We start from the raw sequence: 11,485 nt of genomic DNA on the forward strand, positions 1-11,485 counted from the left end.
CGGTCATGAGCGATCAGGCGGTGCTGCATGTGAAGGGCCGGGTCCTGGCCGGACCCGACGACGTCCGCGACGAGCTGTGGGTCGTCGACGGGCGGATCTCCTACGACCGTCCCGTCGGCGCCCGCGACGTGCGCGTCGCCGAGGGCTGGGCGCTGCCCGGACTCGTCGACGCCCACTGTCACGTCGGCCTCGGCCCGCACGGGCCGGTCGAGCGGGACGTCGCCGAGAAGCAGGCCCTCACCGACCGCGACGCGGGCGCCCTGCTGATCCGTGACGCCGGCTCGCCCTCGGACACCCGGTGGGCCGACGACCGCGAGGACCTGCCGAAGATCATCCGTGCGGGCCGGCACATCGCCCGCACTCGCCGCTACCTGCGCGGCTACGCCCACGAGATCGAGCCCGACGACCTGGTCGCCTACGTCGCCCAGGAGGCCCGGCGCGGCGACGGCTGGGTCAAGCTGGTCGGCGACTGGATCGACCGCGAGGCCGGGGACCTGGCCCCGAGCTGGCCGCGGGAGGCCGCCGAGGCGGCCATCGCCGAGGCCCACCGGCTGGGCGCGCGGGTCACCGCGCACTGCTTCGCCGAGAACTCGCTGCGCGATCTGGTCGAGTCGGGGATCGACTGCGTCGAGCACGCGACGGGCCTCACCGAGGACCTGATCCCGCTGTTCGCCGAACGGGGCGTGGCCATCGTCCCGACCCTGGTGAACATCGCCACCTTCCCGGACCTCGCCGCCGCGGGCGAGGGCCGGTTCCCGCGCTGGGCCGCCCATATGCGCCGGCTGCACGAGCGCCGCTACGACACGGTGCGCAACGCCCACGACGCCGGCATCGCCGTCTTCGTCGGCACGGACGCCGGCGGCTCGCTGGCGCACGGTCTGGTGGCAGCGGAGGTCGCCGAGCTGGTCACGGCCGGCATCCCGCCGCTCACGGCGCTGTCGGCGGCGAGCTGGGGCGCACGCGCCTGGCTCGGGCGCCCGGGGCTGGCCGAGGGCGCCCCGGCGGACCTGGTGGTCTACGAAAGCGACCCGCGCGCGGACGTCCGGGTGCTGGCCGCGCCGCGCAGGGTGGTGCTGAACGGGAAGGTGACGAGCTGAGGGGGGCGGGCGGGAGGCGCGCGGCGCCGGACGCGGCGGGCGCGACGGCGCTCGGGCGCGGGGCACGGCGGCGGAACCCGGCGGTGGGGCGGGGGTGACTCGGGGGAACGCGCGTGCCGTTCGATTCGAAGGCGTGCGCGAGGAATCCACGTTGGAGTGAACTCACGTCGGCCCGCTGACCGTTCACCCTTCGTACGTAATTCTTGCGGGGTCCCGAAGCGTCTCTTCTGGGGGTCCCACCCTTGTACGGCAACACCTTCCGCATGCCCGCACCCGTCCGCCGCGCAGCCGCCGTCGCGGCGGCCACCGCCCTGGCCGCGGGTCCCGCGGCCCTGGCCGGCGCGGACGCCGCCCACGCCACCGGAGGCGGCCGGGGCCGCGCCGAAGCGTCCGTCCTGCGCACCGGCCTCGACGTGGCCCTGGTGAACAGGACCGTCCACGTCCCGCTCGCCGTCTCCCTCAACGAGGTGCGCGCTCCCCGCAGCGCCGTGAAGACCGCGCTGAGCGCCGAACTCGACGGCGTCGCGGGGGGACGGCCCTTCAGCGTCCTGCGGGCGGACGTCGCCGAGGCGAAGGCCACGGCCGACGGCACGAAGGCCGAGGCGTCCACCCGCCTCGTCCACGCCCGGCTGCACGTCCCCGGCCTTCCGCTGCTCTCCGTCGTCGAGGTCGGCGTCGTCACCTCGAAGGCGACCTGCGAGGCGGGCAGGGCCCCGGTCGCCGTGTCCCGCCTGCCCGGCTCGGTGACCGTCCTGGGCAAGAGGGTGTCCGTCGCCGCGGGCGGCGTCACCCGGGTGAAGGCGCCCGGTGTGGGAGAGGTCCGCCTCGACCTGTCCAAGCGCGAGACGACCTCCCGCACGGCCGCCGCCACCGCTCTCGAACTCACCGTCTCCGTCGACCCGTTGCACCTCAACGTCGCCGAGGTCACCGGCACTCTGACGCTCGCGAGATCCAGCTGCCGGACGCCCGCGGCGCCGGAGCCGGCACAGGAACAGGAGGCCCAGCGCCCCGAGGAACCCGCCGAGAGCGGCGAGGCGGCGGCCGGGCAGACCCCCGAGCCGAGCACCGCCGCCCCCGCGGCGGCCGACATCAAGGCCCAGGGCGCGCCCGCCGAGGCCGACCTGGCCCGGACCGGGGGGAGTTCGGCGACGCCGTACGTGGCGGGCGGCGCACTGGCGCTGCTGCTCGCGGGCGGCGGAGCGGTGGCCCTGTCCCGCCGCCGCGGCTGACCGGACGGATGCGGAGCGGGCCGCCGGACGTCCCCCCGGCGGCCCGCCCCGGCCCCGTCCTCAGCCCTTGGCCAGGGACAGCGCCTGGTCCAGGGCCTGGAGGAAACGGTTCACCGTGGTGCGGTCGCGGACCGCCAGGCGCAGCCACTCCTCGTCGAGACCCGGGAAGGTGTCCCCGCGCCGGACGGCGAAGCCCAGCGTGCGCAGATGCCCCCGGACGGCGGCGGCCCGGGGCAGCCGGACCAGGACGAACGGGCCCTGCGCCGGTCCCGTCACGCGCAGCCCGTCGGCGGCGAACTCCTCCAGCCCGGCCACGAGATGGGCCCGGTCCGCGGCCACGCGGTGCGCCGCGTGCGCGGCCTCCGCGAGGGCTTGCGCCCCCATGCACGCCTCCGCCGCCGCCAGCGCCGGCGAGGACACCGGCCACAGGGGCTGCGCCCGCTCCAGCCCCGCGATCGTCTCCGGCGCGGCGAGGACGTACCCGATCCGCAGCCCGGCCAGCCCCCAGGTCTTCGTCAGGCTGCGCAGCACGACCAGACCGGGCACGTCCGTCGCCCCCGCGAGCGACTCCCGCTCGCCCGGCACCGCGTCCATGAACGCCTCGTCGACGACCAGCGTCCGCCCGGCCCTGGCCAGCCGCCGCACCGTCGCCGCCGGGTGGAGCACCGACGTCGGGTTCGTCGGGTTGCCGATCACCACCAGGTCCGCGTCCTCGGGGACGGCCGCGGGATCCAGCCGGAAGCCGTCCTCCTCCCGCAGCAGCACCCGGTCCACGCTGTGCCCGGCGTCGCGCAGCGCCGCCTCCGGCTCGGTGAACTGCGGGTGCACGACGACCGGACGGCGGACCTCCAGGGCGCGCGCCAGCAGCACGAACGCCTCGGCCGCGCCGGCCGTGAGCAGCACCCGCTCGACGGGCAGCCCGTGCCGTGCCGCGACGGCCGCCCGCGCGGCCCGCCCGTCCGGGTAGGCCGCGAGGCCGTCGAGGGAGGCGGCCACGCGCTCGCGCAGCCAGCGCGGCGGGGTGTCCGCGCGGACGTTCACGGCGAGGTCGACGAGCCCGGATCCGTCCCCGCGCACCTCGGCGTCGCCGTGGTGGCGCAGGTCGTGGCCCCCGGCCAGATCCTCAGTGCGCATGGGAGTGCGGGTGCCCGTGGTGGTGGCCGTCGTGGTGGTGCCCGCCGTGGTGGTGTCCCTCGTCGTCGGGGTGGAAGTGCGGCTGCTGCGGCATCCCCACCTTGTCCTCGAAGCCCGGCAGCGCGATCCGGTACACGCACGAGTCGCAGTTCATCCTCAGGTCGCCCTTGACGGCCTCCTCGTACCGTTCCATCACCAGGTCGAGCAGCTCCGGCTCGGGGCCGATGACGTCGGCCGAGCGCACCTCGACCTCCGGGTGCGCGGCCGCCCAGTCCCCGGTCTGCTGCCGTACCCGGTCCGGCAGGACGCCGGTGAACAGGAAGTACGGCAGGACGACGATCCGCCGCGCACCCAGCCGCGCGCAGCGGTCCAGCCCGCCGGGCACGTCCGGGGCGGCCAGCGAGACGAACGCGGTCTCCACGCCCGCGTACCCGCGGCCCTCCCACAGCAGCCGGGCCGCCTTGTGCACCTCGGCGTTGGCGTCCGGGTCCGTCGAGCCGCGCCCGACCAGCAGCACGGTCACGTCGGCCACGTCGTCGGGCGTGCGGTCCGCCGTGCCCAGCGCCTCGTCCAGCCGCCGCTCCAGCACGTTCAGCAGCGCCGGGTGCGGGCCCAGCGGACGTCCGTAGGTGTAGGAGATCCCCGGATGGCGCTCCTTCTCGCGCGACAGGGCGGCCGGGATGTCGCCCTTGGCGTGTCCGGCGGACACCAGCATCAGCGGGACGGCCGCGAAGCGCCGCACGCCGCGCTCCACCAGTTCGCTCACCGCGTCGCCCAGCGGCGGCGGGGACAGTTCGATGAAGCCGCCCGCGACGGGCAGTTCCGGGTGGCGGCGGCCCAGCTCCCGGACGAAGTCGCGGAACGCCTCGGCTCCGGCCTCGTCGCGGGTGCCATGGCCGGCGATGAGCAGGGCGGGCGGCGGGGTGGTCACTGGTTCTCCTCGGGATCGGGACCGGGTTCGGGATCGAGTTCGGGAAGGGGCGGATGCGGCGGCCGTGCGGATGCGGGTGCCGCTGCGGGTGAGGGGGCGGGTGCGGGTGCGGTGTCGAGTTCGGCGCCGGGGGACCGGGTCATCGGGGCCGCTCCGGCGCGGCTTCCTGCCAGCGGTAGCCGCGGGGCGTCACCATGCGTCCCGCGATGTCCCGGGTGGCGGTGTTGCCGACGGTGACGACCGTCATCATGTCGACCCAGGCCGGGTCGAGTTCGGCGAGCGTGGTGAGCCTGCTGGTGCCGTCCGGCCGGGACGCGTTGCGCACGACGCCCACCGGAGTGGCGGGCTCCCGGTGCCCGGCGAGGATCGACAGCGCCTTGGGCAGCTGCCAGTCGCGGCCCCGCGAACGGGGGTTGTAGAAGGTGACCACGAGGTCCGCCTCGGCCGCCGCGCGCACCCGCCGCTCGATGACCTCCCACGGCGTGTGCAGGTCGGAGAGGCTGATGGACACGTGGTCGTGGCCGAGCGGGGCGCCGAGGATCGCGCCGGCCGCGAGCGCGGCCGTCACGCCGGGCACCCCGACCACGTCGATGTCGTCGGACGCCTCGGCGAGCGCGGGGGAGGCCATGGCGTACACGCCCGCGTCGCCGCTGCCGATGAGCGCGACGGCCTGTCCGCGCCGGGCCTCCTCGACCGCCGTGCGGGCCCGCTCCTCCTCGGCGCCCAGCCCGGACTCCAGGATCCGGGTGCCCGGCCGCAGCAGGTCGCGGATCTGGTCGACGTACTGGTCGAGCCCGACGAGCACGGCGGCCCGGCGCAGCTCGGCCGTGGCGCGCGGGGTGAGCAGGTCGCGGGCGCCGGGACCGAGCCCGACGACCGCGAGCCGGCCGCGCGCGGGACGCCGCACGACGGCGCAGGTGGCCATGGAGGCGTGCCCGTCCGCCCGCGCCGACTTGCGCTTGGGGACGAGGAGTTCACCGCCGCGGGCGAGCGCGGACGCCTCGGCGACCGACGGGGTGCCCACGGCCGCCAGGGGCGCGTCGGAGGGGTTGGGCACCTCGACCTTCGCCAGCTCCTCGGCCGGGTACGTCACCACGGGCACCGCGAGCCGCGCGGCCGCCTCGACGATGCCGGGCTCGTCGCGCTTGGCGTCCACCGTGGCGAGCGCGGCGAGGCTGCGCGGGGACAGTCCCGCGTCCCGCAGCGCGCCCTCGACCAGGCCGAGCACCTCGTCGGCCGGCACGCCCCTGGACGCGCCGACGCCGACGACCAGGGACGGCGGGCGCAGCAGCACCTCGCCGTCGCCGGGCGCGACCGCGCGGTCCGTCAGGCGCACGACCGGCATGCCCGGCGTGCGCTCGCCCGCCGTGAACGGCAGCGCCGGCAGCGGCCACGCCACCTCGGCGTCCAGCGCGACCGGCCCGCCGTCCAGCAGGGCCCGTGTCACGCCGGCCACATCGCCCTCCACGGGCAGGCCGAGGGTGTCCAGACCGGGGACGCCCACCGCGTCCGTGGCCGTGGTCACCACGGGCTCCGCGCCCAGCAACTCACCCACCGCGAAGGCGAGTTCGTTCGCGCCGCCGCCGTGTCCGCCGACCAGCGAGACGGCGAACCGCCCGGCCTCGTCGACGCACACCACACCGGGGTCGGACGCCTTGTCGGACAGCAGGGGCGCGACGAGCCGGACGACCGCCCCCGTGGCGAGGAAGCACACGAGCTGCTCGCACTCGCCGAACGCCCGCCGTACGGCGTCGCCCACGGGCCCGTCGTACACGCGGGTGCGGTCCGGCCATGCCGCGGCCAGCCGGTCGCGTGCCGCCGCGCCCGCCGCGGTGGCGCAGATGAGGCCGATCACTGGGCAACTCCTTCTCGGTTCTCGGGGGACGCGCCGGCCGTGCGCCGGGTCCCCCACAGCAGGAAGACGGGATTGGCCGCCGCGAGCCGGGTCACGTCCCCCGGCAGCGGCGCCAGGCGCGAGGACTGAAGCAGCACCCCGTCGCAGTCGAGGCCGGCTCCGGTGAGCGCGGCGCGCACCGCGGGCACCCGGTCCAGCGCGGCCAGGGCGACCACGACCGTGCGCCGGGCCCGCCGCGCGCACCGCGCCACGATGCCGGGCAGGTCGCCGCCGCCCCCGCCGACGAACACGGCGTCGGGCTCGTCGAGCCCGTCCAGCGCGTCCGGCGCGGCGCCGTGCACCACGTGCACGTCGACGCCGTGGGCCGCCGCGTTGGCGCGGACGCGCTCCACGCCGTCCGCCGCCTTCTCCACGGCGCTGACGGCGGCCCCGAGCCGGGCGCACTCCACGGCCACCGAGCCCGAACCGGAGCCGACGTCCCAGACCAGCTCGCCGGGGCGCGGACCGAGCCGGGCCAGGGCCAGCGCCCGCACCTCGAACTTGGTGATCATCGAGTCGCGGTGGGCGAAGCCGGCCTCGGGCAGCGCCCACCCGGCCGGCCCGGCCGCGGGCCCGGCGAGCGTGCGGGCCGGGCCCGGCGCCCGGGTCTCGTCCAGGCACAGCACGACGCTCACGGCGCTTCCCCAGTCGCGTGCGGCGGCCTCGGCGGGCGAGACCCGCTCGACGCGCTCGCGTCCGGGATCGCCCAGGGACCGCGCCACCACGAGCGTCCGGCCGGGCGCGCTGCGCGCGAGGGCCGCGCCCAGCTCGGCGGGCCCGGCGCCCGGCCCGGTCAGCACGGCCGTCTTGGGGTGCGCCCGGCAGACGTTGACCGCCGTACGCGGATCCCGCCCGTGCGCGCTGACGACCACGGCGTCGTCCCAGGTCAGCCCGAGCCGTGCGAAGGCGGCCGCCACCGAGGGGACGCCGGGCCGCACGTCGAGCAGCCGGGGCCCGAACCGCTCGGCCAGCGCCCGCACGATCCCGAAGAAGCCGGGGTCGCCCGAGGCCAGCACGACCACGCGCCGGTCCTCGGCGACGTATTTCGCCATGGCGTCCAGGGCCGGCGCCAGCGGGCCGAGCACGATGCGCTCGGCGGACGCGGGCAGCTCGACGGCGTCCAGATGCCGGCGTCCGCCCACGACGAGCTCCGCCCCGGCCGCCACGCCGGCGGGCAGCGGCGCGCCCGTGCCCGCGCCGAACACCGTGATGGGACGGCTCATGTGCTCGCGCCCCGCGAACGCAGGGCCCGCCGGGCCTCCGGGTCGGCCTTGCGGTGGCCGTGGAAGTGACCGGGGTGGTACAGGTGCGAGCGGGTGCCGTGCGCGTCGAGGGCCGGGCCGACCAGGAAGAGGGTGTGCTTCCAGAGCTTGTGCTCCTTCACCGTCTCCTCCAGCGTCCCGATGGTGCACGTCACGACGAGTTCCTCCGGCCAGGTCGCCTGGTGGGCGACGACGACCGGGGTGGACGTCGGGTAGCCGCCCTCCAGCAGCTCCCGCACGAGCTGCCCGCTGCGCGCGGCCGACAGGAAGACGGCCATGGTGGTGCCGTGCTTGGCGAACTCGCGCACCTCCTCGCCCGGCGGCATCGGCGTCTTGCCGCCGCCGAGCCGGGTCAGGACCACGGACTGGGCGACCTCGGGGATCGTCAGCTCGCGGCGGGCGATCGCGGCGACCGCGGAGAACGAGGAGACGCCGGGGACGATCTCGGTGGCGAGGCCGATCTCCTCGCACCGGTCGAGCTGCTCCTGCGTGCCGCCCCACAGCGCGGGGTCCCCGGAGTGGATGCGGGCGACCTTCAGCCCCTCGGCGCGCGCCCGCTCGTAGACGGCCACGACGTCCTCCAGGGACATGACGGCCGAGTCGAGGATCTCCGCGCCCTCCCGTGCATGGGTGAGGACCTCCGCCTGCACGAGGCTCGCGGCCCAGATCACGACATCGGCCTCGGCGATGGCGCGCGCGGCGCGGAACGTCAGCAGGTCGGCGGCGCCGGGGCCGGCGCCGACGAAGGTCACCTTGCCGGTGGGGGCATCGGCCATGGATTCGGGTCCTCTCATAACGGGCTTTGTGCTGCTTTACCGGGGTGGGCGGGCAGTGCGGATGTGCGCGATGGGGGGTCGATCGGATAGCAAGGGCCTATGGCGGTCTTCGTCGCGCTCGGCGCGTTCCTCATGACGCTGGCAGGCGGCTGGACGGCACAACGCGTCACCGACCGCCGTCACCTGGTGCTGGGCCTGGCCGGCGGCCTGATGCTGGGCGTGGTCGGCCTGGACCTGCTGCCGGAGGCCCTGGAGGCGGCCGGCACCGAGGTGTTCGGCGTCCCGGCCGCGCTGCTGCTGTTCGTGGCGGGCTTCCTGGTGGCCCATCTGGTGGAACGGCTGCTGGCCGTCCGCCAGGCCGCCCACGGCGCCGAGGAGCACGCCTGCGCCCCGGCCGACCGGGACCACCCCGGTCACCGCCACCACGCCGGACCGGACCCCGAAGGCCCCGGACACGAGGGCACGGGACACGAGGGCACGGTCGCCGGCGTCCCGGCCCGTCAGGACACGGCCCGCCACGGCGCAGCACAGGACGGCAGGGCCCCGGAGGTCGGCCTGACGGCGGCCGCCGCCATGGTCTTCCACAGCGCCATGGACGGCGTGGCGATCGGCGCGGCCTTCCAGGTGGGCGGCGGCATGGGACTCGCCGTGGCCCTGGCGGTCATCGCCCACGACTTCGCGGACGGCTTCAACACGTACACGATCACCAGCCTGTACGGGAACGCCCGGCGCAAGGCGCTCGCCATGCTGTTCGCGGACGCGGCGGCGCCGATCGCCGGCGCCGCCTCGACGACGTTCGTCACCATCCCCGAGCAGCTGCTCGGCGGCTACCTGGGCTTCTTCGGCGGCGCGCTGCTCTACCTGGCGGCCGCCGAGATCCTTCCCGAGGCCCACCACGAGCACCCCGCCCGCTCGACCGTGCTGTGCACGATCGCGGGCGCGGCCTTCATCTGGCTGGTGGTGGGCCTGGCCGCGTGAGCGGGCGCGCGGCCAGGGCGCGGGGGCTCTCACAGCTTGCCGCCCCGGCCGCCCCCGCGCCGCGCGGGCGCGATCAGCGTGGACAGGTACGGCAGGGGCTCGCCGTCCAGCTCGCCGGCGGGCCGGATCGACTCCTGGGCCAGCCCGAGCGCCGACCCCCACACCGCGTCCTGGATCCGCCCGGTCTCGCGCAGCGCCTCGGCCACCTCCGCGGCCTGCCGCCCGAACTTGTAGGCGACGACGGTCCCCGGTCCGGCGAGCGCGTCCTTCAGCACGGCCGACCCCGCCGTCACCGGCACCAGCGTCAGCGGTTCGGTGCCCTCGGTGAGCACGGCCCCGGACCGCGCGGCGAGATCCTGCATGGCGGTGATGCCGGGGACGGTCTCGATCACCACGCCCGGCACCGCCTGTGCCACGGTCTGCGCGAGATACGTGAACGTGGAGTACACGTTGGGGTCGCCGATGGTCGCGAAGGCGACACGGGAGTGCCGCCGCAGCAGTTCGGCGACCCGCTCCCCGGCGGCGTCCCACGCGGCCTCGCGCCGGGCCCGGTCGGTGCGCTCGTTGAGCGCGAAGACGACCCGGACGACCTTGTCCTGCGGCACGTAGTGCACCACGGTGGCCTCGGCCCGGCCCTGCTCGCCACTGTCCATCACGGGCACGACGACGACCTCGGCGGCCCGCAGCGCGTTGACCCCCTTGACGGTCACCAGCTCCGGATCCCCCGGGCCCACCCCGACTCCGACCAGCCTGCTGCTCATGACGTCCGGCACCTCTCGACGAACCGACGGGCCGCACCGGGCTCGGCCGCCCAGTGCGTGTGCAGATAACTCGCGTGCACGCCTTGCCGTACGAAGCCCTCGACCCGCCGCTCGGGGGCGCGCACACCCCAGGCGGGGACCGGCCCTGCCCCGGGCTCGACGACGGTGCGGTGGAACTCGTGCCCCCGCATCCGGGTACCGGCCGGGGCGAGCACGCTGTCGCTCACGGCGACGGCGTCGCGGTAGCCGAGGGTGAGCCGTTCGGACATCCGGGCCCGCGCGTCGAGGACCCCGCACATCGGCAGCCCGTCCAGCTCGCGGCACAGGTACAGCAGCCCCGCGCACTCGGCGGCGACCGGCGCGCCGGACTCCGCGAGCGCGGCGACGGCCCCGCGCAGCGGCTCGTTGGCGGACAGCTCGGCGGCGTACACCTCGGGGAACCCGCCGCCGATCACCAGGGCGTCCGTCCCGTCGGGCAGCCGCTCGTCCCGCAGGGGGTCGAAGACGACCGTTTCGGCGCCCGCGGCGGACAGCAGCTCCGCGTGCTCGGCGTAGGAGAAGGTGAACGCGGGGCCCCCGGCCAGGGCCACGACCGGCCTGCGCGCGGCCGCAGGAACGGATGCGGGCGCCGCCGGGACGCCGGGGGCCGGCGTGGGCGTGGCCGCGGCCGTGGAGAGGGCCTCGGCCGGGTCCCAGGGCGCGTCGGAAAGCGCCCCGGCGCCCCGCGCCAGCGCGAGCAGCGCGTCCAGGTCGCAGCCGCGCGCCACCTGCGCGGCCATCGCCGCGACCGCCTCGACCGCCGCGGCCCGCCGTTCGGCGACCGGCACGAGCCCGAGGTGCCGCGAGGGGGTGTCCACCTGCGGAGCCCGTCGCAGCACGCCCAGCACGGGCGTCCCGGCCGCCTCCAGCGCCTCCCGCAGCAGCTCCTCGTGCCGGTCGGAGGCGACCTTGTTCAGGATCACGCCCCCGATCCGCACCAGCGGGTCCCAGGAGGCGAACCCGTGCACCAGCGCCGCCACCGACCGCGACTGCGACGACGCGTCGACGACCAGCACCACCGGCGCCCGCAGCAGCTTCGCCACCTGGGCGGTGGAGGCCAGCTCCCCCTCCCCCGCGGCCCCGTCGAACATCCCCATCACGCCCTCGACCACGGCGAGGTCGCACCCCCGCGCCCCGTGCCGGAACAGCGGAGCGACCAGCTCCGGCCCGCACAGGTACGCGTCGAGGTTGCGCCCCACCCGCCCGGCGGCGAGCGAGTGGTACCCGGGGTCGATGTAGTCGGGCCCGACCTTGTGCGGGGACACGGCGAGTCCCCGCGCGGCGAACGCGGCCATCAGGCCCGTGGCGACGGTGGTCTTGCCGCTGCCCGAGGAGGGCGCGGCGACCACCAGCCGGGGCACGCGGGAGGGGGAGGTCAGCACGG

Annotated in this window: 10 protein-coding genes; 3 read left to right on the forward strand and 7 right to left on the reverse strand. The window is 76.6% G+C overall.

Annotation, left to right across the window (positions count from 1 at the left end):
* Window positions 1-5: 5 nt before the first annotated feature.
* Window positions 6-1,097, forward strand: coding sequence for an amidohydrolase family protein (locus ACGFSH_RS05855; RefSeq protein WP_393345302.1), 1,092 nt, complete (start codon window positions 6-8; stop codon window positions 1,095-1,097).
* Between the two features lie 242 nt (window positions 1,098-1,339).
* Window positions 1,340-2,326, forward strand: a complete 987-nt coding sequence (locus ACGFSH_RS05860) for an SCO1860 family LAETG-anchored protein (RefSeq protein WP_393345304.1) — start codon at window positions 1,340-1,342, stop codon at window positions 2,324-2,326.
* 60 nt (window positions 2,327-2,386) lie between these two features.
* On the opposite strand, the gene cobC is transcribed toward ACGFSH_RS05860, so the two are convergent.
* The 5 genes from cobC to cobM form a co-directional block, all read right to left on the reverse strand.
* Window positions 2,387-3,460 carry an Rv2231c family pyridoxal phosphate-dependent protein CobC gene (gene cobC, locus ACGFSH_RS05865; protein WP_393345306.1) on the reverse strand — a complete coding sequence of 358 codons (1,074 nt, stop codon included), beginning with the start codon at window positions 3,458-3,460 and terminating at the stop codon, window positions 2,387-2,389.
* The gene (locus tag ACGFSH_RS05870; protein ID WP_393345308.1) at window positions 3,450-4,391 is read right to left on the reverse strand and encodes a sirohydrochlorin chelatase; all 942 of its coding nucleotides are present in this window, start codon (window positions 4,389-4,391) and stop codon (window positions 3,450-3,452) included. Before ACGFSH_RS05870 ends, cobC begins: the two co-directional genes overlap by 11 nt.
* A gap of 139 nt (window positions 4,392-4,530) precedes the next feature.
* Window positions 4,531-6,246 carry a precorrin-3B C(17)-methyltransferase gene (gene cobJ / locus ACGFSH_RS05875; protein WP_393345310.1) on the reverse strand — a complete coding sequence of 572 codons (1,716 nt, stop codon included), beginning with the start codon at window positions 6,244-6,246 and terminating at the stop codon, window positions 4,531-4,533.
* Entirely contained in the window at window positions 6,243-7,508 is a 1,266-nt protein-coding gene (gene cbiE, locus ACGFSH_RS05880; RefSeq protein WP_393345312.1) for a precorrin-6y C5,15-methyltransferase (decarboxylating) subunit CbiE, read from the reverse strand. Before cbiE ends, cobJ begins: the two co-directional genes overlap by 4 nt.
* Window positions 7,505-8,323, reverse strand: coding sequence for a precorrin-4 C(11)-methyltransferase (gene cobM, locus ACGFSH_RS05885; RefSeq protein WP_393345314.1), 819 nt, complete (start codon window positions 8,321-8,323; stop codon window positions 7,505-7,507). Before cobM ends, cbiE begins: the two co-directional genes overlap by 4 nt.
* A 99-nt stretch (window positions 8,324-8,422) precedes the next feature.
* Here cobM and ACGFSH_RS05890 point away from each other — a divergent pair, with 99 nt between their 5' ends.
* On the forward strand, window positions 8,423-9,301 hold the full coding sequence (locus tag ACGFSH_RS05890; protein WP_393345316.1) for a ZIP family metal transporter: 879 nt from the start codon (window positions 8,423-8,425) through the stop codon (window positions 9,299-9,301).
* 29 nt (window positions 9,302-9,330) lie between these two features.
* On the opposite strand, the gene cobI is transcribed toward ACGFSH_RS05890, so the two are convergent.
* Together cobI and ACGFSH_RS05900 are read right to left on the reverse strand one after the other, a co-directional pair.
* Complete coding sequence (cobI, locus tag ACGFSH_RS05895; protein WP_393345318.1) at window positions 9,331-10,062, reverse strand: precorrin-2 C(20)-methyltransferase; 732 nt, start codon at window positions 10,060-10,062, stop codon at window positions 9,331-9,333.
* Window positions 10,059-11,483: a cobyrinate a,c-diamide synthase gene (locus ACGFSH_RS05900; protein WP_393345320.1), complete on the reverse strand. Its 1,425-nt coding sequence runs from the start codon at window positions 11,481-11,483 to the stop codon at window positions 10,059-10,061. The genes cobI and ACGFSH_RS05900 overlap by 4 nt, the downstream gene beginning before the upstream one ends.
* Window positions 11,484-11,485 lie beyond the last annotated feature (2 nt).

The sequence above is a fragment of the Streptomyces sp. NPDC048481 genome (assembly GCF_043200075.1).
Lineage (GTDB): Bacteria > Actinomycetota > Actinomycetes > Streptomycetales > Streptomycetaceae > Streptomyces.